We start from the raw sequence: 24,961 nt of genomic DNA, 5'->3' as shown, positions 1-24,961 counted from the left end.
TGCCGACCTGGCGTTGCGCCCTAGAGTTGATCCGGCAAACAATTTCGCGTGACTGAAAATCACCGTTCGGTGAGCTTCAGTTCAATGCGTCGGTTCTTGTTGCGGGCGTCTTCGGTGTCGGCGGGGTCGAGCGGCTGGAATTCGCCGAAGCCAGCCGCAACCAGCCGGTTGGCGGGGACGCCGTTCTCGATCAGGAACTTGACCACCGAGGTCGAACGCGCCGTCGACAATTCCCAATTGTCGCGATAGCGGCCGGCGCCGGACAGCGGCTTGTTGTCGGTGTGGCCGTCGACGCGCAGCACCCAGTTGATCTCGGGCGGGATTTCCTTTTGCAACTCGATGATGGCATCGGCGAGCTTCTTCATCTCGACCTTGCCGGCATCGTTGATCACTTCCGACCCGGTCGGGAACAGAACTTCCGACTGGAAGACGAAGCGGTCGCCGACGATGCGGATGTTCTCGCGGTCGGCGAGGATTTCGCGCAGGCGGCCGAAGAAGTCGGAGCGATAGCGGTTCAGCTCCTGCACGCGCTGCGCCAGCGCGACGTTGAGCCGACGGCCGAGATCGGCGATCTTGGTGTTGGAATCGCGGTCGCGCGTTTCGGACACATTGAGGGCGTCCTCGAGCGCGCCGATCTGCTTGCGCAGTGCTGCGATCTGCTGGTTCAGGATCTCGACCTGGCTCAGCGCCTGCTGGCTGATCTGGCGCTGGCTGTCGAGTTCGCCGCCGAGTTCCGCGGCGCGCTGGGTGGCGGCGTCGCCGGCGCCGGCACCTTGTGCCAGCAGCTGTTCGAGCCGGCTCTTCTCAGCTTCGGCGGCCGACAGCGACGCCTGCAGATTGGCCAGCGAATCGTCCTTGTCCTGCGCGCTCGAGCGCTCCAGCGCCAGCAACTGCGTCAGTTCGTTGATCTGCGAGTTGAGGCGCGTGAGCGCCGTATCTTTGCCGGAGAGTTCGCGTCCGAGCAGGAACTGCGCCAGCACGAAAACGGTGAGCAGGAACATGATGGCCAGCAGCAGCGTCGACAGCGCGTCGACGAAGCCCGGCCAATAGTCGATCCGGCGATCGGTGCGCCGGCCCCTGGCGAGAGCCATGCTAGTGGACCCCGGGTTTCTTCAGCGCGTCGGCGATCTTTTCCAGCGTGTTGCGCATCGCCTTCTGCTCGTCCGACTGGGCCTCGACCCAGTCGCGCATGATCTGCTGCTCGGAGCGCATGTTCTTGACCAGGCCGGAAATGCCGTCGGCGAGATTGGCCATGGCGGTGGCGACGCGCGGATTGGAGCCGCCGCCGCTTTCCTGCATGCTGCGCAGCCGTTCCGACAGGACCCGGATCTCGTCGGAGGATTCAGTCTTGGCCGGGTCGGCGACGGCGATGTCGGAGGAGAGATCGGTGACCGAGGACAGCCAGTTTTCAAGCTCGGTATAGAACCGGGTCTGCGCGCGGCCGGCCTGCAGGTCGAGGAAGCCTAGCACCAGCGACCCGGAAAGGCCGAACAGCGAGGACGAAAAGGCCGTACCCATGCCGGCCAGCGGCGCCGACAGCCCCTGCTTCAGCGAATCGAGCACGGCGGCGGCGTCGCCGGTGCCGGGATCGAGCGATTCGATGGTTTCGCGGATCGAGCCGATGGTGTTGAGCAGGCCCCAGAAGGTGCCGAGCAGACCGAGGAACACCAGCAACCCGACGAGATAGCGCGAGGTGTCGCGGCTTTCGTCGAGGCGGGTGGCGATCGAATCCAGCATGGTGCGCATCGAAGACGTCGAGAAGGCGACCGTCGAGGAGCGGCCGATCATCGCCTTCATCGGCGCCAGCAGCACCGGCTCGGTGGTTTCGGAACCGGCGCGGAAGGAATTGACCCAGCGCACTTCGCGAAACAGTCGTCCGACCTGGGCGAAGGCAAGCAGGATGCCGACCACAAGGACGCCGACGATGAGGCCATTGAGGCCGGGATTGCTCCCGAAAGCGGTCGAGATCTGGCGGGTGAGGATGGCGGCGATGAAGGCGACGATGACCAGGAAGATGACCATGGTCAGGAGGAAGACCTGCGGGCTCGACAGTTTGTGCGGATCGTACATCAGGACATCAGAACGCCTGCCCACGCCGAAGGATCTGAGAAAAGCCATCCGTGCCCCGTTTCCGATGCTCTATTTGCCTTGACGCAATTCCGAACGGGAAGCCGCTCATACTTCCCTGGAACTGCTCCAGTGCCGCCGATCACGTAATTCGCGACTCTAAACGGAATTGTGACCAAATTGAATGGCGCTTGGCAATATTGCCCGACTGTCGGGCCGCACCACGCCGTTCAGAGGCGGTTGACGACCAGGCAGTCGACCATGGCGGCAAGATGCAGCCCGGCGCCGGTGACGACAAAGCCGTGCCAGAGGGCATTGTGAAAGCGCAGGCGTTTCCAGGCGAAGAAGATGACGCCGCAGGAGTACACGATGCCGCCGGCGACAATCAGCGCGATCGAAGTCGTCGGCAACGTCGCCACCAGCGGCTTGACCAGGACGACGCCGCTCCAGCCGATGGCGAGATAGAAGACAATGGCCAGACGGTCGAAGCGGCCGGGCAGGAACACTTTCATGGCAATGCCGGTCAAAGCAGCGGTCCAGACAAGGACAATCATCGGCAGCGCCAGCGGCGAGCCGTCGAGCTGGGCCAGAAAGGGCGTGTAGGTCGCGGCGATCAGGAGGTAGATCGCCGCATGATCGAAGCGCCGCAAGATCCACTTCGCCGGCGACGTCACCGGCCACAGATTGTAGGTCAGCGAAATCGACAGCACAGTCAGCAGCGACACCACAAAGAAGGCGGCGGCGATGTATTCGCCGGGACCGGCATGGAAGGCGGCCAGTGCCAGCAAGGCCGAGCCGGCTGCTATCGCCAGCACGATGCCGACCGCATGGACGATGCCATCGGCGATCATCTCCGCACGCGAGTAGTGCCAACGCCCGACATAAGGGATTTCAACTGGCTGGTCTGGCTGCGCTTCTCGCGAGGATAGTGAAGGTATGCTCGTCATAAAAAATCCTGCGTCACCCTTATCTGGGCGGCCGCCGGGCAGTATTTCAAGCTTTGATTGCGGTTTTGCGACCGCGGCGCTTCAGCACGCCGCGCCGGCATGCCAAGTGATCAGCGCGCCGAAAGCGGCTTCTTCACCGCCTTGAGCAGCGCGCGCTGGATGACCTCGTTGCCGGCGACGAGCGAACCCGCCTCGAGCATATCCTGGCCTCCATCCATGTCGGAGACGAAGCCACCGGCCTCGCGGATCAGCAGCAGGCCGGCGGCAATGTCCCAGGCCGACAGGCCGGTTTCCCAAAAGCCGTCCATGCGGCCGGCCGCGACATAAGCGAGATCGAGCGCCGCGGAACCCAGGCGGCGCACGCCCGAGACCTCGGCCATCACATTGCGCAACTCGACGAGGAAATTGCCGTGCTGGCCGCGGCCGAGATGCGGCACGCCGCAGCCGATGACGCAGTCGGTGAGCTTGCTGCGGCCGGCAACGCGCAGCCGGCGATCGTTCATGAAGGCGCCGCCGCCGCGCTCGGCGGTGTAGAGCTCATCCATTGCCGGATTGTAGATGACGGCGGCGACCAACTGGCCCTGTCGCTCCAGCGCGATCGAGATGGAAAAGATCGGAATGCCGTGCAGGAAATTGGTGGTGCCGTCGAGCGGGTCGACGATCCAACGGTGCTGGTCGTCGTCCCCTGCGATCATGCCGCGCTCTTCCATCAGGAAGGCATAGCCCGGCCGCGCCTTCGACAGTTCGGCAAACAGGATGTCCTCGGCCTTGCGGTCGGCTTGGCTGACATAGTCGCCCGGTCCCTTCATCGACACCTGCAGGTTCTGCACCTCGCCGAAGTCGCGCGACAGCGAGCGGCCGGCCTTCATGGCGGCCTGGACCATGACATTGAGAAGTGCGGAGCGTGCCATCGTATCTGTTCCTGCCTACGCGTCAGTCTGCGCGGCGCATGTAGGTGAGTTCGTTGGTGTCGACGACGATGCGTTCGCCGGCGCCGATGAATGGCGGCACCAGCACGCGGATGCCGTTTTCCAGCACCGCCGGCTTGTACGAGGACGCGGCCGTCTGGCCCTTCACCACCGGGTCGGCCTCGGTGATGGTCAGCGTCACCTGGTCGGGCAGCGAAATGCCGATCGGCCTGTCCTCATAGAGCTGGACCGTCACCATCATGCCGTCCTGCAGGAAGGCGGCGCGGTCGCCGACGAAATCCTTCGCCAGCTCGAGCTGCTCGTAGCTCTGCGTGTCCATGAACACCAGCGCGTCGTCCTGGGCGTAGAGGAAGGAAAAATCCTTCAGATCGAGCCGGATCTGCTCGACGGTCTCCGCTGAGCGGAAGCGCTCGTTGAGCTTGGTGCCGTTGATCAGGTTCTTAAGTTCGACCTGGTTGTAGGCGCCGCCTTTGCCGGGCTTGACGGTGTTGGTCCTGACCGCCACCCAAAGGCCGCCATCGTGCTCGATGACATAGCCGGGACGGATTTCGTTGCCATTGATCTTGGCCATGATGAGATTGATCCGGGATGCTAGCAACGGCTTGGCCGTTGATATGAGGATGGTCGCTGGATAAGCGATTTCGGGCTCCCAAGACCACAAATCGGCAGGAGAGGCAAGGGATGCCAGATCGCCCGACAAGGGCTGGTAGCCTCAAACCTGGGCCGCAATGACTTTGCCGACGGCCTCGACGATGGCGTCCGCAGCCTCAGTCTGCCGGTTGAGATGAGGCGAACGAAGTGCGGCGACCTGCAAGGAAAGGTCGACATCTTCCGTGTTGACCAGCATGAGGCCGTCGGGAAGTCCGCGCCTTGCAAGACGCAACGGCACTAGCCCAAGGCCGTGCCCCCGACGGATCCATTCCATCTGCAAGGCCGGATCCTGTATCTCCGCCGCGATCTCGAAATAACGCCTTCCGCCGACCAGAACGGACGTGAGCTTCTGGCGCGCGTCGCAAGGTGCCGGACTAAGCACCCACGGCATGGGTGTCCGGCCACCGTCTTCCGGATCGGCGACGGTGGACGCAGCTATGACGCCAAGACGTTCAGTGCCAAGCGCTTCCGGACCTGGCTTGTCCGACGATCGCAGAACAATCGTCACATCGAGCTCGCCGCGTTCGAATTGATCGATCAGTTCGGCGCTCCAGCCGGTCTTGAGCCGTAGCGACACTTTCGGGAACGCCGCCGCGGCGTTGGCGATGGCCCCGGCGATGTCGCGGTCCGAGAGGCCATGGGCGAGACCCAGGCGGAACAGTCCTTCCGGCTCGGTCTTTCCGGCGAAGGATTTCAGCGCTTCTACGGAAGCGATGATATCGCGTCCGCGCGCCAGCACTTCCAGCCCCGTCGGCGTCAGTCGCGGCGGCTTTTGCCGGCGGTCGAGCAGCGTCGTGCCAAGCATGTCCTCCAGCCGCTGGATTTGCCGGGTCACAGCCGGCTGCGTCAGCGGCAGGCGCCGGGCGACCTTCTGGATCGAGCCCTCCTCGGCAAACAGGGCGAGCGTGCGCAATTCCTCAAGCATAGCTATCACCATGTCTCGTAAGCATAATCATTGTAAACATTATGAATTTGAAATCCATCGCCTGGCAAGCAATTTTCCTTTCAAACGAAAGGACGACGACAATGAAGGCAATCGAACTGCAGCAGCCGGGCGGCATCGACAATCTCAAGATGGTCGAACGACCAATGCCGGAGCCCGGCCGTCAGGAGATGATCGTCCGCGTCAAGGCGACGGCGCTCAACTATCGCGATGTCGAGATCGCGCGCGGCAGCTATCACACGACATTCCCCTTGCCGCTGGTGCCGCTTTCCGACGGCGTCGGCGAGGTCGTCGGGCTTGGCCCCGAGGTCAGCCGCTTCAAGGTTGGCGACCGGGTCTGCGGCACGTTCTGGCAGCGATGGGTCGGCGGCAGCTTCGCCATGGCCGAACCTTCCTACCAGCGCGGCGGCCCGATCGACGGTTTGCTGAGCGAATTCGCCCGGCTGGACGAACAGGCGGCTGTCATCGCGCCGGCGCATCTCAGCGACGTAGAGGCGGCGACATTGCCTTGCGCCGCCGTCACCGCTTGGCATGCCTTGTTTACGGAAGGCAACCTCAAGCCGGGCGAGACCGTGCTCAGCCTCGGCACGGGCGGCGTATCGCTGTTTGCCATGCAGTTCGCGAAGGCGGCCGGCGCGCGGGTCGTCGTTACGTCGAGTAGCGATGAGAAACTTGTCCGGGCCAAAGAGCTCGGCGCGCATCACGGCATCAACTACCGCGACAATCCGGACTGGTCGTCGGCCGTGCTGGCGCTGACCGATGGCCGTGGCGCGGACCACATCATCGAAGTCGGTGGTCCCCAAAGTTTCGCGCAGTCGCTCAAGGCGTCGGCGCGCGGCGCCCAGATCAACGTCATCGGCTATCTCGGCGGCAGCGAAGGGGTGATCAATCCGCTCGACATCTTCCGACGCCAGGTGAAAGCACGCGGCATACCGGTCGGCTCGCGCGAGTCCTTCGAAGCGATGAACCGGGCGCTCGCCGTCAATCGGCTGCGGCCGGTGATCGACCGGGTCTTCCCATGGGCAGAGGCAGCGCAGGCCTTTCGCCATCTCGAACACGGCTCTCCCTTCGGCAAGGTTGTGCTGGATCATACACAGTGACGTTGCGTGTCAGGGCAGGCGGTTGGCCTTCTGCAAGGCTTGCTTTGTCTGATCGTCGGTCAGCCCTTGCAGGAAATCGTCCATCTCCGGATCGATAAGGCCGGCGCGGCGGGCGACCACATACCAGGCCCCGGCCAGGATCAGGTCGGGGTCGGTTCCGATGCCGCCCATATAGAGCTTTGCCAACCGGTTCTGGGCAGCGACATTGCCGCCTTCAGCTGCCTGCTTCATCCAGTTGAAGCCGGATTTCAGGTCGCGAACACCGCCCCGGCCCTCGATCATCCAGGCGGCAAGATCGATCTGCGCGGTGTCGTAGTTCTGCCTGGCAGCCTGTGCCAGCAAGCTGCGGGCCTTTGCATCGTCGCGGGTTTTGCCGCCGACGCCATTGGCATAAACCTGCGCCATCGCATACTGGGCGTCGGCAAGCCCTGTCGCCGCGGCACGCTCATAATAAGGCACAGCCCTGGCGATGCCGGCATCGCCCGGATCCTGCTGCACGAGCAATTGCGCGAAGTTGAACTGCGCCAGCCGGTTGCCGGCCTCGGCGGCGGCCTGCATCAACGCATAAGCTCCCTTCTCGTCCTTCTTGACGTAGCGGCCGTCGAGCAGCATCAGCGCATACTGGAACTGCGATTCAGGAATCCCCTGCTCGGCGGCCTGCGCATACCATTTGGCGGCTTCCGCTGGGTTGAGCGGCACGCCCAACCCGCGCGACAGGATCTCGGCCACCAGCGTTTGCGCCGCCGGGTCGCCATTCTTGGCCCGCACCAGCGCCAGATTGTAGGCGGTCTTGTAAAGACCGCGCTGGAAAGCGCCATAGGCGGGGTCCGCCGGCTTGGCGCCGAAACGCTCTGGGTTGATCGCGTCGGCCGACGGCAGCGGCGCGGTTGTCGCGGGCTGCGGCAGCGGGGTGTCGATCGGCTTTTCGATATGGACGCCGGAATCCGTGGCACCGGCTTTCGGGGCACCCGTATCGGGGGCGACCGCATCCGGCACGCTGAGGGCGGGCGCGCTGGTGTCCGGCCTCGGCTGCGGCAGCGGAACGGTTTCCGCCGCGATCGCTGCCCCGCTCATCAAGGCCGCAACGAGAACCGCCAGAGGAAGTCCAGGTCGGCGCACGTCAGCCCTCGAAGCGCGGCGCGGTTTGGTCGAGCAGCGCATTGGCGGCGGCAATCGCCGCCTTCGGATCGGCGCCTTCGGCCAAGACGGCGCTGGACAGCGCCACGAACTCGGCGCCAGTGGCGGCCACCGCTTCTACCGAAGCGATGGCGGAACCGGCCATGACGACGCAAGGGATCTCAATCACGTCCGCCCACCATTGCCCGAGCGACAGGTTGCGCGGATGCGGTTCCGGCTTGTTGTCGTAGCCGAAGCGGCCGAAGAAGATGTAGTCGGGCCTGGTTTCGCCGAGTTCCAGCGCGTCGTCGCGCGTCTTGGCGCCGCCGGCGCCGACCATCATCTTGCCCTGGAAGTGTTCGATGGTCTCGGCGAGCGCGTCCTTGGAAACCTCGACATGAATGCCGTCGGCCTGGACACGGCCGGCAATGCGGGTATCGCCGGCGATGATGACAGCGATGCCGGCCGCTTGCGCGGCCGGTACGATCTGTTCTGCAAAAGCCTGGAAGGCAGCCTCGTCCATGCCGTTTTCAGGCAGGATCAGCGAAGCGATATCACCGCCGTCGAAGGCAGCCGCAATGCGGCGCGCCGGAGCGTCCTTGGGTGCGATCAGCACGATGCGGCAGCGGTTGGGGGGTGTTGCGTCGTTCATTGGCTTTCGATCCCGGGTTTCGCCTATGCCGGGCGAAGATGGTTGCATTGCGGCATAGAACAAAGCGCCCGCCTTGAACAGGCGGGCGGGGATCGATGCGATGGCTTTGGTTTACGATCGCCGGCGAGCCGACGCTCTGCGGCTCATTTGACGGCTTGCGGGCTTTCGGCCGGCGATTTGGCCCTCCACAAAGTCCAGCCGAGATTCATGCCGGCGGCGGCGATCAGGATGGCGGCTGCGCCGACGAGCTGGGCCGGATGCAGCCGGTGGCCGAAGGCCATCACATCGACCAGGATCGCAACGACAGGATAGATGAAGGACAGCGACCCCTGCAGATGCGTCGGCAGTTTCTGGATGGCGGCGTACATCAATATGTACACCAGGCCGGTGTGAACGACGCCAAGCGTGGCCAGCATGGCCCAGCTCCAGGCATCGGCGGGCAAATGCGAGAGGTTGGCAAAGGGCGCCAGCATGACGACGCCGACGCAGACCTGGATCAGCGCGATCAGATGCGGCGGGGTGCCCTTGAGCTTCTTGGCGACGATTGCCGCGACAGCCCAGAAGAAGGCCGCTCCGAGCGCCATGACGATGCCGATGACATAATCTGTGCCGGTTATGCCGGAACCGACACCCGCATCGGGCCCTGTCTGCACGATCAGCAGCATGCCGGCGAAGGCGATGCCGAGCCAGGTCAGCTTGGCCAGGGTCAGCCGCTCGCCGAAGAACAGCGCGCCGAAGCCGACCAGCATGAAGGGCTGCGTGTTGTAGACCGCCGTGGCAATCGAGATCGAGGCGCGGGAGAAGGCGCTGAACAGCAACAGCCAGTTGATGACAATGGCCGCGCCGCCAAGAGCGGCGATGGCAACAATGCGCAGCGTCAGCCTGCCGCGCAGCAGCCCGAGTGCCGCGCAGGTGATCAGCAGCGCCACCGCTCCGAAAGCGCAGCGCCAGAACACCACGTCCATGACGGGCTGGCCCGACATGACGACAAACCAGCCGATCGTGCCGACGATCGTCATCGCCGCCGTCATCTCGATCGTGCCGCGTACCGTGTTGTCCATGACAATACCTCTATCTGTTGAGGCCATAATCTCATGCCGTCTTGAGGGTTTATATACCCTATGAAAGGTGATAGGGGGGCAGGACCTTATTCAATAAGGTGCGCGCAGCCCTTTTGCGAGGAGATGATAAAGTTGGACGAGTTGGACAGAAAGCTTCTCGACATCCTGATCCTGGATTCGCGGACTTCGTTGAAGGATCTGGCGCAGCAGGTCGGGCTGTCGTCGCCGAGCGTCTCGGAACGGCTGCGGCGGCTCGAGGAACGCGGCGTCATCCGCGCCTTCACCATCGAGATCGACCCGGAGGCGCTGGGGTTTCCGCTGCAGGCGATCGTGCGGGTGCGGCCACTGCCGGGCAAGCTGCATATCGTCCAGAAGCTGATCGAGGAGATCCCGGAATTCGGCGAATGCGACAAGGTCACTGGCGACGACTGTTTCGTGGCCCGGCTCTACGTGCGCTCCATCGGCGAGCTCGACAAGCTTCTCGACCGCATCGCCGACAAGGCGGAGACCAGCACCGCCATCATCAAGGCGCAGCCGATCCGGCGCCGTCCGCCGCCACTGAATTAAGCTCCAGCTTGTAGCCGATGTGGCTGGCCTTGAAGCCGAGCCGGTCATAGAAGCGATGCGCGTCCTGGCGGCTCTTGTTGGTGGTCAGCTGGACAATCTTGCAGCCGCGTTCACGGCACTGTTCGACCGCCCATTCCAGCAGACGCTGTCCCAGCCGTTCGCCGCGGCGGTCTGCGACGACGCGCACAGCCTCGATCTGGCCGCGCAAGGCGCCCTGCAGCGACAGCCCGGCGAGATAGCTGATCTGCAACGTGCCGATGACGCGGCCGCTATCCGTCATCACGGCAAGAAACTGGTTGGGGTCGGCGTCGATGGCGGCAAAGGCGTCGCGATAGGCCTTGGCGAGTGGCTCGGTCGCATCCTCGCGGCTGCGGCCAAGCGGATCGTCGGCGAGCATGGCTACGATGGCAGGCAGGTCGGCCGCTTCGGCGCGGCGGATGTGGGGTTCGCTCATTGTCAAAAACCTGGGGTCAAAAACCTGGGGTCAAAACCTGGGGCCAAAACCTGGGGTCAAAACCTGATGCATCGGACGGCGCCCTTATGCATCGGCGGCGATCTTGCCGTAAATCCGGAACCGTCGCTTTACGCACAGTTGATCGACACGGCCGGCATTTTCCCGGTCGCGGCGCAAGGGTTTCTGGGCTATTGCAGGGCAACCGTCTTCCCTCCAGCATTTCCAGTTCATGTCAGGTCTGCTCGCCGATCCGTGGTTTTATGCCGCCGCCATTCCGGCGGTGATACTTGTCGGGCTGTCGAAAGGCGGCTTCGGCGGCGCTGTCGGCTTCGTTGGCGTGCCTTTGATGGCGCTGGCCATGCCGCCGGTGCAGGCGGCGGCCATCCTGCTGCCGATCCTGTGCCTGATGGACATCGTTTCGGTGTGGACGTGGTGGGGTGTGTATGACAGAAAGATGCTGGTCGACATGATGCCGGGCGCGGTGATCGGCATTGGGCTCGGCTGGCTGACGGCAGCGCTCGTAACCGAAGAGATGGTGCGGCTGATCGTCGGCGCTGTCGCGCTGATCTTCGTGCTGCGCTGGCTCTATCTCCAGTTCCGCCACGGTTCCGACCATGCGGCGGCGCCCAACCGCATCGCCGCCGCCTTCTGGGGCACCGTCGCCGGCTTCACCAGCTTCGTCGCCCATGTCGGCGGGCCCCCCTTCCAGGTCTATGCGCTGCCGATCCGGCTCGATCCGAAGGTGCTGTCGGGGACATCGGCGATCTTCTTTGCCGCCACCAACGCGCTGAAGCTGATCCCCTACTTCGCGCTTGGCCAGTTCGACACCGCCAACCTGACGGCGTCGGCCGTGCTGATGCCGCTGGCGCCGCTGGCCACCATCGCCGGCGCCTGGCTGGTGCGGCGCATGCGGCCGGAGATTTTTTATCCCTTCACCTACGCGACCGTGGCCGTGGTCGCGGTCAAGCTGCTTTGGGACGGGATCGCCGGCCTGCTCTAAATCCCGCTCAGGCGGCTGCCGGTTTGGTTCGCGGGGCGCTCGCAAAGGTCAGCGATGCACCACCCATGACCACGACCGCCATTGCGCCGAGAGTGGCGATATCGTGCGCGGTCGGCTTCAGCACCATGTCGGCGACGACGACGATCATGATGACGAAATCGAACTTGACGATCCGTATCATGCGGCGCCCAAACGCTATGGCAGCCGGGGTCATGCCGTCCGCGGCAAGCATTGTGGCAAGCTTTTCGAACGAAGGCTTGAGCACGAGGATACCGGTCAGAAACGCGGCGGCGTAGCCGCAAAGGCCGATGACGACCCAAAGGTCGGAGAAGCCGGTCCATAGCGAAGTCAGCACCAGACCAGAAGCCAGGGTCGCGATAGACGCCGGCACGAACAGACGCAAGCCGAGTTTGTCCGTCGTTCTCAGCATGACCATCAGCGTCTCGTCGTCGCCGTCGCGATCGGCGAGTATCGAAACCAGCAGCATGGCGAAACCGCCGCCGAGCCAGAGGATCGCTGCCATGACATGCAGGAATTTGAAGAGAGAATACCAGTCCATTGCCGCTCCTTGTGCATCGTTCCGGGGGTAAACGCTGCTATCGCGCGTCTGCTTCCGAAGGAGGGCGGATTATCTCCGTACATGTATCCAGAAGATGCCGCGTGGGTGCCGGCTTGTTGCGGTGGCGCCGTCGCCGGATTTTACCGCCAGCCCGCACAATACCCGGCATTTGCCGGATAGACGCCGTGTCGGCATTGGCTGGTTTCGCGGCATGATCCTGAAACCTGCGGGGACTAAGCCGCTCGCGACCGACGCTCCATTTTGGCCGCGCGCGGTCGGACCAAGTCTGCAACAACCAACGAGGGTATTCCATGCAAGGCGTAGCACGAAATTTCTTCACCCTGGCCGTCATCTATTCCCTGTGCGGCATGGCGCTCGGCCTGCATATGGCGATCTCCAATGACCATGGGCAGATGCCGACCCACGCGCACACCATGGTGGCGGGCTGGCTGATGTCGGCGGTGTTTGCCTTCTTCTACCACCTGTTTCCAGCGGTCGGGCAAAAGACGATTGCCGTCGTGCATTTCTGGCTGACGGCAATCTGCGGCATCGCACTGATGATTGGGCTTTACTTTGAACTTGCCGGCCATCCGGAGATCGAGCCGGTGCTGGCTTCCTCCTCGATGGGGTTTTATGCGGCAATGCTGCTGTTCGCCTTCATTTCCTTGCCGGCTGTGTGGAAGAAGGCATGAACAAGCCGACGATCAGGCTTAGGGCACCGTTGTGCTGATACGGCACAGAAGGGCAGCGGTCGATCAAGAAATATCCGCGCCGTTAAGGGTTCATTAAGCTTTACAGGTGTTTACTATGTCCGTCCAGTGATCTGGATTCTTACCGAGTGGTTGGAGCCACTTCGTTTGACGCCTCCCTGTTAAACTCCTGAGAGCCGCCTTATCCGCGGCTCTTTTTTTGTCTGCTTTTGGTCCGCTTGGCGCCCCTGCGCAGGCGTTAACCGTTTGTTAAACATGTGCTTGCCTTCGCCGGCGGCGAAGCGCATTTTCAAGCTTCAGTCATCTAGGGTGCCGGCGTGACGGCGAGAAGCCGAATCAGCCGACGGGGCAGTGCAGGGGCGTATCGATGAACGAGCCTTCGAAGGGCATCGCGAAAACCATCAAGCTGGCGGAACGCCGGGTTTTCTCCCAATCCTTCAAACCGCTCTACCAGGAAGGCATGGGCCTGGTCGAACAGGCAGCCGAGTATCTTGACGGCAAGGGCCGGGCCGAGGCCAAGAAGCTGTCCAGGCTGGCGGCGACGCTCTATGCGGCCGAATCGATGCGGCTGACCACAAGGTTGATGCAAGTCGCCTCCTGGCTGCTTTTGCAGCGGGCGGCAAATTCCGGCGAGATGACCCGCGACCAGGTCGCTTCGGAAAAATCCAAGGTGCGTCTCGACACCGCCTCGGCGCATGACGAAGCGGTCGGCTGGGGCGAACTGCCGAAGGATTTCCTCGACCTCGTCACCCGCTCGCTGCGCCTGCAGGCGCTGGTGCGCCGCATGGACGAAGAGATCTATGGCGGCGCGTTTGCCGAGACGCCTGCCGCCGCCCGCCGCGCCAATCCGGTTTCCGACCAGATCACGCTGCTGAACACGGCTTTCGCTCGAGGTTAAACGCCTCCGTTTCCGGTTTGTTCACATTTCGCTGACATCGCTGTGCGCCGGAGGTAGACTTCGCGCATGAGGGAAGCGATTCGCATTATCGGTATCGATCCGGGGCTGAGGCGCACCGGCTGGGGCATCGTCGAGAGCCTCGGCAACTCGCTGCGCTTTATCAGCTCCGGCACTGTACGCTCCGACGACAAGGCGGCGCTGGCGACACGGCTCTGCCAATTGCATGACGGGCTGGCCGAGATCCTGCATGCGGCCATGCCCCAGGAAGCGGCCGTCGAGCAAACCTTCGTCAACAAGGATGCGGTGGCGACACTGAAGCTCGGCCAGGCGCGCGGCATAGCCATGCTGGTGCCGGCGCGCGCCGGCCTTGTTGTGGCCGAATATGCCCCCAATGCCGTCAAAAAGGCGGTGATCGGCGTTGGCCATGGCGACAAGAAGCAGATCCACATGATGGTAAAGGTGCTGTTGCCGAAAGCCGTTTTCGACACCGAACATGCCGCAGACGCGTTGGCTATCGCCATCTGCCACGCGCATCACCGGCAAAGCGTCGCCTACAGGATGGCGCTGGCATGAGGGATCACGCATGATCGGCAAATTGAAAGGCACGCTGGACGAGATCGAGGAGGATTTCTGCCTCGTCGATGTGCACGGCGTCGGCTATGTCGCCTATTGCTCGGCGCGCACGCTGGCCGCGCTGCCTTCGCCCGGCGAGGCGGTGGTGCTGTTCATCGAGACCTATGTGCGCGAGGACATGATCCGGCTCTACGGTTTCCAGTCGGTGCTTGAGCGCGAATGGTTCCGGCTGTTGATGAGCAATGTGCAAGGCGTCGGCGCCAAGGTGGCGCTGGCCATCCTGTCGACGCTGGCGCCGGCAGACCTCGCCAATGCGATCGCGCTGCGCGACATCGCCATGGTCAGCCGCGCGCCCGGCGTCGGCAAGAAGGTGGCCGAGCGCATCGTCACCGAGTTGAAGAACAAGGCGCCGGCCTGTGCCGGAACCGCCTCCGGCACCATCGGCCTTAAGCAGGAGCTCGGCGAAGGCGTGGCGCCGGCGCCGATTACCGACGCCGTCTCGGCGCTGGTCAATCTCGGCTATTCGCGCGACACAGCAGCCAATGCTGTCGCGGCGGCGCTGAAGACGGCCGGCGAGGACGCCGATGCCTCGAAGCTCATTCGTTTCGGGCTGAAGGAACTGGCGCGGTGAGTGATTGCTTGTCCGGTCCTTTGCCCTGTGCGAGGAAGGCCGCATGAGCCTTTCACCCCGCCTCATTGCCCCGGAAAAGCGCGGCGAGGATGCTGAGCAGACCTTGCGGCCGCAGACGCTCGCCGATTTCGTCGGCCAGGCCGCAGTGCGGGCCAATCTCAAAGTCTTCATCGAGGCCGCCAAGGGCCGCAGCGAGGCGCTTGACCATGTGCTGTTCGTCGGGCCGCCGGGGCTTGGCAAGACAACGCTGGCGCAGATCATGGCGCGCGAGCTCGGCGTCAATTTCCGCTCGACCTCCGGTCCGGTGATCGCCAAGGCCGGCGATCTCGCCGCACTTCTCACCAATCTCGAAGACCGCGATGTGCTGTTCATCGATGAGATCCACCGGCTCAATCCGGCAGTCGAGGAGATCCTTTACCCGGCGATGGAGGATTTCCAGCTCGACCTGATCATCGGCGAAGGTCCGGCGGCACGCTCGGTCAAGATCGATCTTGCCCGCTTCACGCTCGTTGCCGCCACCACCAGGCTCGGCCTTTTGACCAACCCGCTGCGCGATCGCTTCGGCATTCCGGTGCGGCTTAATTTCTATTCGGTCGAGGAACTGGAGCAGATCGTGCGCCGCGGCGCCCGTATCCTACAAATGCCGCTCGGCGACGACGGCGCGCTTGAGATTGCGCGCCGCGCCCGCGGCACGCCGCGCATCGCCGGCCGGCTGTTGCGCCGCGTGCGCGATTTCGCCTCCGTCGCCGGCGACGGCCACGTCGACAAGCAGATTGCCGACGAAGCTCTCACCCGGCTCGAGGTCGACGCGCTCGGCCTCGACGCACTCGACCGCCGCTATCTCTCGATGATCGCGCGCAATTTCGGTGGTGGGCCGGTCGGCATCGAAACCATCGCCGCCGGCCTCTCCGAGCCGCGCGACGCCATCGAGGACATTATCGAGCCCTATCTGATCCAGCAGGGTTTCATCCAACGCACGCCACGCGGCCGCGTGCTGACCGCCAACGCCTGGCGCCATCTCGGCCTCGACGCGCCAAAGGATCTGGCACAGCAGCAGATCAACCTGTTCCAGGAAGAGTAACGGACATTTGTTCTTCGGAACGGATTTCTGTGCAGAATCTCCTCAAACCTGCCAGCGTGAAGGCGCATTCCTCGATTGTATCGGGCGTCGCAATGTCGGCGCGAACTGCTCCGATCAAGGTCGGAGCCAGAAAAGTGATCACCAGACGCGGGTTCCTGAAATTCGCCGGAGGTTCGTTCCTCTCGCTGGCTTCGCTCAGTGCCTATGCGGTCGGCATCGAGCCGATGCTGTTGACGCATGTGAAGCGCTACCAGCTGACGCCGCCGCATTGGCCTGCGCGTCGTAGCACTTGCCGATATTCACGCCTGCCGTCCCTGGATGACGCCTGAGCGGATCGCTTCGCTCGTCGAAGATGCGAACGTGCTGAAGCCCGATCTGATCGTACTGCTCGGCGACTATTTCTCAGGCATGTCCCTGGTGACGAACCGGGTGGAGGCCCATGAATGGGCGCCGGCCTTGTCAGGACTGAAGGCGCCGCTTGGTGTGCTGTCGATCCTCGGCAATCACGACTGGTGGCACGATCCTTTCGCGCAGCAGGCCGGAGCGGGGACTGTGGCGCGCAAGGCATTGGAGGAATCCGGCATCTCGGTTCTGGAGAACGACGCCGTGCGCCTGCAAAAGGATGGATACGGCTTCTGGATCGCCGGGCTCGCCGACCAGCTGGCACTGTTACCGAACATGGCCGCAGGCCGCGACAGATTTGAAGGCCTGGACGATCTCGACGGCACGCTGGCCAAGATCACCGACCAGGCACCGATCATCCTGCTTGCGCATGAGCCTGACATTTTCCCGAAAGTGCCGTGGCGGGTTTCGCTGACGCTGTCGGGCCACACACATGGCGGGCAGGTCAGGCTGTTCGGCTATTCACCGGTGGTGCCGTCCCGCTTCGGCAACCGCTTTGCCTATGGCCATGTCGTCGAGAATGACCGCAATTTGATCGTGTCAGGCGGACTCGGCTTCAGCATCGCGCCGGTGCGCTTTGGCATGCGGCCGGAGATCCTGCAGATCGACCTCGGTTAGGGCATGCCGGTATTCAGGTGATGCCGGCCTGCAAATGAGGTGTTCCTGCGCTTCCGGTAGTCACGGACCAAAGTCCGCTCCCTTCCGGTTCTCGGAACCCCTCGTTTCCGACTCGGCCTGACCTGAAATCTCGACATGCCCTAGGGCGAATGGAGCGAGCGGATTGCATCCATCACGGCGGGTTCGGCCTTTTCGCCGTTGAAGGCATCGACGATGCCGAAGGCGCCGCCAAAACTCCACACCGACCATGAGAAGCCATGCGCCTCGGCGCGCGCGATCATGTCCTTGACATAGGCGGCGCGGTATTTGGGCGGCATCACATAGGGGTTGCCATACTCCTGGCGGATCATGCCGAACTCGCCCAGCGTGATGTTTTCCGGCTTGATGGCGTTGGCCTTCGCCCAGGCCTCGACCTTTTCGAACGGCGCATCCATGACGCCGAGCAGCTTTTCGTCCGTGTCCATGCTGGCGGCTTGTTCATCGAGATAGGCGAGCAGGCCGTTCCGTCTGGTCCATGGCGCCTCGGCTTTTATCTTGGCGCGGATCGCATCCAGCGTCGCATCGAGCTCGGCGCGCGGCACCGCGGTCAGCGGATAGGGCAGCCCGGTAACATAAAGAATGAAATCGCCGGCCCAGGTCGCGCCCTGATGCGTCAGCAGGAACGGGTCGTAGGAGTGGAAGGTCCAGATGAGGTTGTCGTCGGGGATCGACTTTGGGTCGATCCTGACCAGCGAAGCCGCATTGGAATAACAGGCGCCGGTCAGGATCAGCGTCAGCCTGGTGGCCGAGGCGCGCGCGGCCGCGAACAGCTTTTGCTGACGCTCCGGCCACAGCCTGGTGCCATCGCTGTCGCAGTCGACGATAGGCTCGTTCATCGGCTCGAAAGCGACCTGCGCCGGGTCCTCAGTGGCAAGCGTGCGCGCCATTTTGCGGACGACCTCGACATAGGCGTCGAAGGTTGCGGGGTCGTCCATCACCTGGCCCATGCCGATCTTGCGGCCGCCGCCGGCGGGGATCAGGTGCATGTCGACGATCACTTTCAGACCGGCCCTGTTGATCATGCGCGCCGAGTCCCGCACGCTGGCATAAAGGTCGTCGCGCAGCGCCAGTGTCTGATCTGACATAAACGGCGAGGGATCGATCGGCATGCGCAGAAAGTCGAAGCCGGCGGCCTTCAGTGCCTTGAGGTCATCCTCGTCGAGGAACTTGCGCCATTCCGGATAGGGCAGGATGGCTTGTCGGTCGTTCCATTTGTCTTCCCCGACCCAGGTCGTCCACTGGTCGAGGTTGAGGCCGCGCTTCATCGAAAAGCTCGCGGCCTGACCGGGCAGCGCAGACGCCGCCAGCACCAGCAGCGCTGCCATCACGGTCTTGATCATCGCCGTCAACAGTGCCATCCGGTTTGCTGCGCTGGTGATTTTGGCAAGACAGGTGCCCCGCCGGGGGCAAAAAGGAAAGCGCGATGGACGATCATGGTGAATCGGCGCAGCTTGCTGCCGGGCTTTCCGGAGCCTTGACGGAATTCGGCCATCGGCTGATGGCGCGAGTCTACTATGCCGACACCGACTTCTCCGGCGTCGTCTACCACGCGCGCTATCTCGAATTCTTCGAGCGCGGCCGCTCGGACTATCTCAGGCTGGCCGGCGTCCACCACACAGAACTTCACGAAGGCAAGCACGGCGAACGGATCGTCTGGGTGGTGCGGCGGATGGAGATAGATTTCCGCTCGCCTGCCCGCATGGACGACATCCTGACCATCGACACATCAACGCAGGATATTTCCGGCGCCCGCATCGTCATGGCGCAGCAATTGAAACGCGGGACAGAGGTTCTGGTCGAAGCAAAGGTCGAGGCGGCGATCATCGGCGAGAACGGCCGGCCGAAGCGCTTTCCGAAAGAATGGATCGCGGCCTTTCTACCAGGAGCAAGCTGATATCCAGGCCTGCCGGCCGGCAACGAGCGGCCAATCGGCAGCGCATTCGATTGTGGATGGATGGCCCGCGTCGTGCCTTGGCGCGGCAATGCGCCGCGCCATATTTCCTAACCCATCCTTAACCATAACGGTTCATGAAGAGATCGGTGAAGATTGGAAGAATCCGCGCGCCTTCCTTTCACCAATATTTGCCCTGAAAAGGCCGCCAACGGTGCATTTTGGGGTTAATCCGGAAGCCAAGCGCGAACGGACCACAAGGGATGCCCATGGGCCAGCCGCCAGCGATGCCCGGAAAATCTTAAGGACTGAAGCATGGAAACTACCGCACTCGCCGATCCGGCAGCGCAATTGTCGATTTGGGCGCTGTTCACACAGGCCAGCTGGGTGGTCAAGCTGGTCATGATCGGTCTGCTCTGCGCCTCGGTCTGGACCTGGGCGATCATCGTCGACAAGCTGGTCAGCTATGCCCGCATGCGTCTGTCGCTCAATCGCTTCGAACAGGTGTTCTGGTCGGGGCAGTCGCTGGAAGAGCTCTATCGCACGCTTGCCGACCGCAAGACCACGGGCATGGGTGCGATCTTCGTCGCCGCCATGCGCGAATGGAAGAAGAGCTTCGAGAAGGGGGCCAAATCGCCGCTCGGCCTGCAGACCCGCATCGACAAGGCGATGGACCTGGCGTTGACGCGCGAGATGGAGAAGCTGGAGGGCCGTCTCGGCTTTCTCGCCACCACCGGTTCGGCTGCACCCTTCATCGGCCTGTTCGGCACCGTCATCGGCATCATGACCTCGTTCCAAGCTATTGCCGGTTCGAAGAACACCAGTCTCGCGGTTGTCGCACCCGGCATTGCCGAAGCGCTGCTGGCGACGGCCATCGGTCTGCTCGCCGCCATTCCGGCGGTTATCGCCTACAACAAGCTGTCATCCGACGCGAACAAGATCGCGGTGCGGATGGAAGGGTTCTCAGACGAGTTCTCCGCCATACTCTCGCGCCAAATCGATGAAAAAGTAGCGCCTAAGGGCTGAGGTAAGAAGATGGGTATGTCGGTTGGCATGGCAGGACGCGGCGGACGCGGACACAGGCGGCGCGGCCGCCACCATGCATTGATGTCGGAAATCAACGTCACGCCGATGGTCGATGTGATGCTGGTGCTCTTGATCATCTTCATGGTCGCCGCACCTATGTTGACGGTCGGCGTGCCGGTCGACCTGCCGGAGACTAAGGCCAAGGCTATGAACGCCGACACCCAGCCGATCACCGTTTCGATCGACGCGGCCGGCAAGATTTTCCTGCAGGAGACCGAAATCCCAAGGGAAGAGCTGGTCGCCAAGCTGCAGGCGATTTCCAAGACCGGCTACGAAGAGCGCATCTTCATCCGCGGCGACAAGGCGACCAACTATGGCGCCGCGATGGAGGTGATGGCCCTCATCCAGGCCGCCGGCTACAAGAATATCGGCCTGATTTCACTGCAGCAACAGGATCAGTAGACGCACGATGAAGACCGGCCTCACCACATCGGTGATACTGCATACGGTGGCACTGGCTTTCGGCCTGTTCACCCTGTCGGCGCCGGCCGCGCTGCCGTCCACGGATGTGGAGTCGATAGCGGTCGACATCGTTCCCATGGAAGCCATTCCGCAGACGCTGCAGGGCGACAAGAAGGCGGTGATGCACGAAAAGCCGGCGCCGATGCCGACCAAGCGTCCCGACATCGTGCCAGATGCACAGAAAATCGGCGAGAACAGCGTTGATACCGACAAGCCGGTGACGGACGAGCCCAAGCCGAAGCCGGTGGAGAAAACAGCGACGGCTGCTCCGGCGCCGACGCCGACCGAAAAGCCGAAGACCGAGGACACGCCGAAGCCAAAGGAAGCGCCGAAGCCGACACCTGCGACGGAGGTGGCGCCGGAGCCGCAGCCGAAGGAAGAGGTCAAGCCCGAGCCGGTGAAGCAGGTTGAACCGAAGCCGACCCCGGTGAAGGAGCCTGCACCAACACCGCAGCCGGACACGACCGCCGCCATAGAGCCGAAGCCACGCGTGAAGCCCGATGCGGTCGCCGAAGCCATATCGGATCAGCAGCCTCTGGAAGAAGCGCAGCTTCCGACTTCCGCTCCTGCTCCCGAAGCACGGCCGAAGCCGCAGCCGGCGCAGGCCGAAAGCGCGAAGGCTCCGGACCGCAAGGACACCGACAAGCCGGTCAAGGAAGCCTCGTCGAAGCCGAAGTCGGATGACAAGCAGTTCAATGAGGCTGACATCAAGGCTTTGCTCGACAAGCAGAAGCCATCCGGCGGCGGCGCCAAGCGCTCGACCCAGCAGGCATCGCTAGGCGGCGACAAGGATCAAGGCCAGAAGCTGTCGAAGTCCGAGCAAGGGGCATTGGAAGAACAGCTCGGTGGCTGCTGGACCCTCCCGGTTGGGCTTGAGGGTTCTGAGGATTTCACCGTGGTGATCCGTTTCAGCCTGGATGCCTCCGGCAAGCTGGAGGGCCGTCCGACCGTCGAGAAGTCCAGCGGCAACCCCCAATTCGACAGCAGCGCGGTTCGCGCTGTGCAGAAATGCGATGTCGCCGGCCTGCAGGTGCCCGCCGGAAAGCATGACATTTGGTCCGACGTTCGCGTCAACTTCGATCCCAGAGCGATGCTTGGCCTGTAGCCTGAGCACCCAGAAATCAGCAAGAGAAGCGAGAAGACATGAAATCCATCCTCAAGCCGCTCCTGATGGTCGCCGCGATGGCGATGGGCATGAACGCCGTCGTCACCTTGCCTGCTCGAGCAACCCTCGAGCTCAACGTCAACAAAGGCAATGTCGAACCGATGCCGATCGCCATCCCAGATTTCCAGGGAGGGCTCGGCGCGCAGATTTCCGAGATCGTCACCGCCGACCTGAAGCGCTCCGGTCTCTTCGCACCGATAGACAAGAACGCCTTCATCGAGAAGATCGCCAATCCGGATGCGCAGCCCCGTTTCGACGACTGGAAGGTGATCAATGCGCAGGCGCTGGTCACCGGCAGCGTGAGCAAGGAGGCGGACGGCCGAATCCGCGCCCAGTACCGACTATGGGATATTTTTGGCAACCAGCAGATAGCCGGGGAGCAGTTTTTCGCCAACGACGCAAATCAACGCCGTGTCGCCCACATCATCGCCGATGCGATCTATGAGAAGCTCACCGGCGAGAAGGGCTATTTCGACACACGCGTCGTCTTCATCGACGAATCCGGCGCCAAGAATGCGCGCAAGAAGCGGCTCGCCATCATGGACCAGGACGGCGCCAATGTGCGCTATCTCTCCGATGGCCGCTCGATCGTGCTAACGCCGCGTTTCTCGCCCAACCGGCAGGAAATCACTTACATGTCGTATGAAAGCGGCCAGCCGCGGGTCTATCTGCTGCAGATCGAGACCGGGCAGCGCGAACTGGTCGGCAATTTTCCCGGCATGACCTTTGCGCCGCGCTTTTCGCCCGACGGCCAGAAGGTGATCATGAGCCTGCTGCGCGACGACGGCAATTCCAACATCTTTGCCATGGACCTGCGCAGCCGCTCGACCACCAGGCTCACCAATTCGACGGCGATCGATACCTCGCCGTCTTATTCGCCCGACGGCAGCAAAGTGGTGTTCACTTCCGACCGTGGCGGCCGCGCGCAGATCTATGTGATGGGCGCCGACGGCTCGGGCCAGACCCGCATCTCGTTCGGCGACGGCGTCTATTCGACGCCGGTGTGGTCGCCGCGCGGCGACCTCGTCGCCTTCACCAAGCAGACCGGCGGCGAATTCCAGATCGGCGTCATGAAGACCGACGGTTCGGGCGAGCGCATCCTCTCCTCGGGCTTCCAGCAGGAGGGACCGACCTGGGCGCCCAACGGCCGCGTGCTGATGTTCTTCCGCGACTCCGCCGGCGGCCCAAAACTGGTTTCCGTCGATCTCACCGGCCGCAACGAACAGTCGATCCCGACCGCGAATTTTGCTTCCGACCCGGCGTGGTCGCCGCTGCTGGAGTAACTAAGTTTCGGCCTGGCCCGCTCGCTTCGTTGCAACTCGGCAACACTACCTTAAAAGCCCCGTTTTGGGGCTTTTTTCACGCCAAAGTCGCGTTTTGGCCGCATTTCCGCCTACGGTCCGCGACCATTGTGGCATCAGGTCATTTTGGCCGGGACGGCGGCTGAAACCAAATTTTAACCGTGTTTCTTGAATGCCGGTTAACCCAAACGTGGTTACTGGGTGATCAACGAAATCACTCGAAATACGATCACTCGAATACGAAGGAGAGGCGGCATGGGCCGTATCGCAGCACTTACCAGAAACCCGGCGATGATCGCCCTGATCGCAATGCTCGCCATCACCGGTTGCGCCTCGAAGAAAACCCCGAACAACGCTGCCGATCTCGGTCTCAATGGCGCGGGTGCCGCAACGCCGGGCTCGGCGCAGGACTTCACCGTCAACATTGGTGACCGCATCTTCTTCGACACGGACTCGACCGCGATCCGCGCCGATGCGCAGACGACGCTGTCGCGGCAGGCACAGTGGCTCAACCAGTACAAGCAGTACGCCATCATCGTCGAAGGCCATGCCGACGAACGCGGCACGCGTGAATACAATTTGGCTCTCGGCGCCCGCCGCGCCGCCGCCACTCGCGACTTCCTGGTCGCCAGGGGCGTCTCGGCGAGCCGATTGAAGACGATTTCCTACGGCAAGGAACGTCCGGTCGCGGTCTGCGACGACATCTCCTGCTGGTCGCAGAATCGCCGCGCCGTCACCACGCTCTCCGGCGCCGGCTCCTGATGAGTAAGACGGCGGCCTTAGTCGCATAATTGCAACACCTCCATGCGAAAGGCGGCCTTGTGGCCGCCTTTTTCAGTTTCGGCCCCGGAAACAAACCCGGAAACAAAATTTGGCCGAAGTCTCGCCTCCTGCTAAGAGCCGAGGGCGTCGTGCCGGTCCCACTGTGATCGGAAGGCGCGAACAGGCTCACGATATTCACGGCGAGAGGCACATGCATTTCAGATCGGTCTTGAGCGGCACGCTTGCGCTGCTGCTCGTATCAGGCTTCGCGGCTTCTGCGAGCGGCACCGGACAACCCGCGGATAGCGGCTTTTCCTTCCATCTGCCGACGCTCGGCATTTTCGGCAAGAAGGAGAAGCCGGAGCAGCAACAGATCGCGCAGCAGCAGGACGGCACCGCCGCCGCGGGGCTGGAAGATCAGCTCCGGCAGATGAACGGCAAGCTCGAGGAACTCAACTTCCAGATCCTGCAGATGCAGGAGCAGATGCGCAAGCAGCAGGAAGACAACGAGTTCCGCTTCCAGCAGTTGGAAGGCGGCTCCAGCGGGCAGCCGCCGGCCCAGAAGAAATCGGAGGCCGCGCCGCAGGACGGTGGCGCGGGCACCGGCGTCGCCGAGGCCCCGGCAGACCAGGCGCCGGCCGATGCCGGCGCGCAGCCGGATGGCGGCCAGAGCGTCGGCGAGGTCATCGTCGAATCGCAGACCGGCGATCCCGGCAAGGTGATCAACGGCACGCCGCCCAAGACCTTCGGCACCATCACCGTCGACAAGAACGGCAATGTAATCGACGCCGGCGGCAACACGCAGGCAACCGCGCCGGCGGAAGGTGCGGCTCCCGCCGCCGAGGCGCCGGCTACCGGGGCTAAGACCGGCAAGTCCGACGGCACGGTGGTGGCGGCGCTGCCTGCCACCAACAACCCGGAAGAGATCTACCGCAACTCCTACCAGTTCATCCTGTCGGGCGACTACAGCACCGCCGAGCAGGGTTTTCGCGACCATATCGCCCGGTTCCCGAAGGACGCCAAGGCGGCGGACGCGCATTACTGGCTTGGCGAATCGCTGCTTGGCCAGCAGAAGTATCATGACGCTGCCGAGGTTTTCCTCTCCGCCAGCAAGGACTATCCGAAGGCCAAGAAGGCGCCTGACATGCTCCTGAAGCTTGGCGTGTCGCTGGTCGGCCTCAAGCAGAAGGATGTCGCCTGCGCCACCTTCGGCGAGATCGGCAAGCGCTATCCCGATATTTCGGCCGCGCTCAAGGAACGCGTCAAGCAGGAGAGGGCGCTGGCGGCGTGCTAGTC

27 protein-coding genes and 1 pseudogene are annotated in these 24,961 nt (G+C 63.2%); 16 read left to right on the top strand and 12 right to left on the bottom strand.

The genetic code is table 11. From position 1 onward, the window contains the following. Window positions 1-59 precede the first annotated feature (59 nt). The 6 genes from NKJ64_RS07215 to NKJ64_RS07190 form a co-directional block, all read right to left on the bottom strand. Complete coding sequence (locus NKJ64_RS07215; RefSeq protein ID WP_023684164.1) at window positions 60-1,091, bottom strand: peptidoglycan -binding protein; 1,032 nt, start codon at window positions 1,089-1,091, stop codon at window positions 60-62. Between the two features lies 1 nt (window position 1,092). Further along, entirely contained in the window at window positions 1,093-2,118 is a 1,026-nt protein-coding gene (locus NKJ64_RS07210) for a MotA/TolQ/ExbB proton channel family protein (RefSeq protein ID WP_023668754.1), read from the bottom strand. Window positions 2,119-2,297: 179 nt separating this feature from the next. After that, complete coding sequence (gene trhA / locus NKJ64_RS07205; protein ID WP_023688947.1) at window positions 2,298-3,014, bottom strand: PAQR family membrane homeostasis protein TrhA; 717 nt, start codon at window positions 3,012-3,014, stop codon at window positions 2,298-2,300. A 110-nt stretch (window positions 3,015-3,124) separates the two neighbouring features. Then, window positions 3,125-3,925: an inositol monophosphatase family protein gene (locus tag NKJ64_RS07200; RefSeq protein ID WP_023684166.1), complete on the bottom strand. Its 801-nt coding sequence runs from the start codon at window positions 3,923-3,925 to the stop codon at window positions 3,125-3,127. 22 nt (window positions 3,926-3,947) lie between these two features. Continuing rightward, window positions 3,948-4,514, bottom strand: coding sequence for an elongation factor P (gene efp, locus NKJ64_RS07195; protein WP_023668757.1), 567 nt, complete (start codon window positions 4,512-4,514; stop codon window positions 3,948-3,950). A 141-nt stretch (window positions 4,515-4,655) separates the two neighbouring features. Continuing rightward, window positions 4,656-5,519: a LysR family transcriptional regulator gene (locus NKJ64_RS07190; protein WP_352462236.1), complete on the bottom strand. Its 864-nt coding sequence runs from the start codon at window positions 5,517-5,519 to the stop codon at window positions 4,656-4,658. 101 nt (window positions 5,520-5,620) lie between these two features. On the opposite strand from NKJ64_RS07190, the gene NKJ64_RS07185 reads away from it, so the two are divergent. Then, the gene (locus NKJ64_RS07185) at window positions 5,621-6,637 is read left to right on the top strand and encodes a zinc-dependent alcohol dehydrogenase family protein (RefSeq protein ID WP_352462234.1); all 1,017 of its coding nucleotides are present in this window, start codon (window positions 5,621-5,623) and stop codon (window positions 6,635-6,637) included. A 9-nt stretch (window positions 6,638-6,646) separates the two neighbouring features. Here the strand turns inward: NKJ64_RS07185 and NKJ64_RS07180 are convergent, their stop codons facing one another. From NKJ64_RS07180 to NKJ64_RS07170, 3 genes are all read right to left on the bottom strand, one after another. After that, complete coding sequence (locus NKJ64_RS07180; RefSeq protein WP_196814895.1) at window positions 6,647-7,711, bottom strand: tetratricopeptide repeat protein; 1,065 nt, start codon at window positions 7,709-7,711, stop codon at window positions 6,647-6,649. A gap of 46 nt (window positions 7,712-7,757) precedes the next feature. After that, complete coding sequence (locus tag NKJ64_RS07175; protein WP_352462232.1) at window positions 7,758-8,405, bottom strand: thiamine phosphate synthase; 648 nt, start codon at window positions 8,403-8,405, stop codon at window positions 7,758-7,760. 143 nt (window positions 8,406-8,548) lie between these two features. Continuing rightward, a complete protein-coding gene (locus NKJ64_RS07170; RefSeq protein ID WP_023716071.1) occupies window positions 8,549-9,466 on the bottom strand; it encodes a DMT family transporter in 918 nt (305 codons plus the stop codon). Window positions 9,467-9,589: 123 nt separating this feature from the next. On the opposite strand from NKJ64_RS07170, the gene NKJ64_RS07165 reads away from it, so the two are divergent. Further along, window positions 9,590-10,033 (top strand): Lrp/AsnC family transcriptional regulator, encoded by a 444-nt coding sequence (locus NKJ64_RS07165; RefSeq protein ID WP_031199504.1) that lies wholly within the window; start codon window positions 9,590-9,592, stop codon window positions 10,031-10,033. On the opposite strand, the gene NKJ64_RS07160 is transcribed toward NKJ64_RS07165, so the two are convergent. After that, window positions 9,990-10,487 carry a GNAT family N-acetyltransferase gene (locus NKJ64_RS07160; RefSeq protein WP_023824263.1) on the bottom strand — a complete coding sequence of 166 codons (498 nt, stop codon included), beginning with the start codon at window positions 10,485-10,487 and terminating at the stop codon, window positions 9,990-9,992. The two genes, NKJ64_RS07165 and NKJ64_RS07160, sit on opposite strands and share 44 nt — an antisense overlap. A 229-nt stretch (window positions 10,488-10,716) precedes the next feature. Between NKJ64_RS07160 and NKJ64_RS07155 the strand changes: the two genes are divergently transcribed. Then, entirely contained in the window at window positions 10,717-11,487 is a 771-nt protein-coding gene (locus tag NKJ64_RS07155; protein ID WP_023668765.1) for a sulfite exporter TauE/SafE family protein, read from the top strand. 7 nt (window positions 11,488-11,494) lie between these two features. On the opposite strand, the gene NKJ64_RS07150 is transcribed toward NKJ64_RS07155, so the two are convergent. Beyond that, window positions 11,495-12,046, bottom strand: a complete 552-nt coding sequence (locus NKJ64_RS07150) for a DUF2269 family protein (RefSeq protein WP_352444878.1) — start codon at window positions 12,044-12,046, stop codon at window positions 11,495-11,497. Between the two features lie 311 nt (window positions 12,047-12,357). Here NKJ64_RS07150 and NKJ64_RS07145 point away from each other — a divergent pair, with 311 nt between their 5' ends. The 6 genes and pseudogenes from NKJ64_RS07145 (at window position 12,358) to NKJ64_RS07120 (ending at window position 16,959) form a co-directional block, all read left to right on the top strand. Next, window positions 12,358-12,738 (top strand): hypothetical protein, encoded by a 381-nt coding sequence (locus NKJ64_RS07145; RefSeq protein ID WP_023668767.1) that lies wholly within the window; start codon window positions 12,358-12,360, stop codon window positions 12,736-12,738. Between the two features lie 385 nt (window positions 12,739-13,123). Further along, a complete protein-coding gene (gene rcdA, locus NKJ64_RS07140; protein WP_023668768.1) occupies window positions 13,124-13,654 on the top strand; it encodes a protease adaptor protein RcdA in 531 nt (176 codons plus the stop codon). Between the two features lie 66 nt (window positions 13,655-13,720). Then, window positions 13,721-14,227, top strand: coding sequence for a crossover junction endodeoxyribonuclease RuvC (gene ruvC, locus NKJ64_RS07135; protein WP_023668769.1), 507 nt, complete (start codon window positions 13,721-13,723; stop codon window positions 14,225-14,227). A gap of 10 nt (window positions 14,228-14,237) precedes the next feature. Continuing rightward, window positions 14,238-14,858 (top strand): Holliday junction branch migration protein RuvA, encoded by a 621-nt coding sequence (ruvA, locus tag NKJ64_RS07130; RefSeq protein WP_352462230.1) that lies wholly within the window; start codon window positions 14,238-14,240, stop codon window positions 14,856-14,858. 43 nt (window positions 14,859-14,901) lie between these two features. Next, window positions 14,902-15,939 carry a Holliday junction branch migration DNA helicase RuvB gene (gene ruvB / locus NKJ64_RS07125; protein ID WP_023700287.1) on the top strand — a complete coding sequence of 346 codons (1,038 nt, stop codon included), beginning with the start codon at window positions 14,902-14,904 and terminating at the stop codon, window positions 15,937-15,939. A gap of 134 nt (window positions 15,940-16,073) precedes the next feature. Continuing rightward, a pseudogene (locus NKJ64_RS07120) lies at window positions 16,074-16,959 on the top strand (metallophosphoesterase). A 140-nt stretch (window positions 16,960-17,099) separates the two neighbouring features. Here the strand turns inward: NKJ64_RS07120 and NKJ64_RS07115 are convergent. After that, complete coding sequence (locus tag NKJ64_RS07115; protein WP_352462229.1) at window positions 17,100-18,356, bottom strand: glycoside hydrolase family 5 protein; 1,257 nt, start codon at window positions 18,354-18,356, stop codon at window positions 17,100-17,102. Between the two features lie 65 nt (window positions 18,357-18,421). Here NKJ64_RS07115 and ybgC point away from each other — a divergent pair, with 65 nt between their 5' ends. From ybgC to ybgF, 7 genes are all read left to right on the top strand, one after another. Continuing rightward, a complete protein-coding gene (gene ybgC / locus NKJ64_RS07110) occupies window positions 18,422-18,892 on the top strand; it encodes a tol-pal system-associated acyl-CoA thioesterase (RefSeq protein ID WP_352462227.1) in 471 nt (156 codons plus the stop codon). Between the two features lie 312 nt (window positions 18,893-19,204). After that, on the top strand, window positions 19,205-19,915 hold the full coding sequence (gene tolQ, locus NKJ64_RS07105) for a protein TolQ (RefSeq protein ID WP_023673844.1): 711 nt from the start codon (window positions 19,205-19,207) through the stop codon (window positions 19,913-19,915). A gap of 9 nt (window positions 19,916-19,924) precedes the next feature. Further along, complete coding sequence (gene tolR / locus NKJ64_RS07100; protein WP_023673843.1) at window positions 19,925-20,377, top strand: protein TolR; 453 nt, start codon at window positions 19,925-19,927, stop codon at window positions 20,375-20,377. Between the two features lie 7 nt (window positions 20,378-20,384). Beyond that, window positions 20,385-21,542: a cell envelope integrity protein TolA gene (tolA, locus tag NKJ64_RS07095; protein WP_352462225.1), complete on the top strand. Its 1,158-nt coding sequence runs from the start codon at window positions 20,385-20,387 to the stop codon at window positions 21,540-21,542. Between the two features lie 38 nt (window positions 21,543-21,580). After that, window positions 21,581-22,885, top strand: coding sequence for a Tol-Pal system beta propeller repeat protein TolB (gene tolB / locus NKJ64_RS07090; protein ID WP_023673841.1), 1,305 nt, complete (start codon window positions 21,581-21,583; stop codon window positions 22,883-22,885). Window positions 22,886-23,158: 273 nt separating this feature from the next. Next, window positions 23,159-23,665 (top strand): peptidoglycan-associated lipoprotein Pal, encoded by a 507-nt coding sequence (gene pal / locus NKJ64_RS07085; protein ID WP_352462224.1) that lies wholly within the window; start codon window positions 23,159-23,161, stop codon window positions 23,663-23,665. A gap of 211 nt (window positions 23,666-23,876) precedes the next feature. Next, a complete protein-coding gene (ybgF, locus tag NKJ64_RS07080; protein WP_352462222.1) occupies window positions 23,877-24,959 on the top strand; it encodes a tol-pal system protein YbgF in 1,083 nt (360 codons plus the stop codon). Window positions 24,960-24,961: the final 2 nt, after the last annotated feature.

Origin of the sequence: Mesorhizobium sp. M0062 (assembly GCF_040323125.1) — a bacterium.
In the GTDB taxonomy this organism is placed as follows: domain Bacteria; phylum Pseudomonadota; class Alphaproteobacteria; order Rhizobiales; family Rhizobiaceae; genus Mesorhizobium.
Note: the sequence above shows the minus strand (reverse complement) of the source record. Positions and strands in the feature narration are given on the sequence as shown.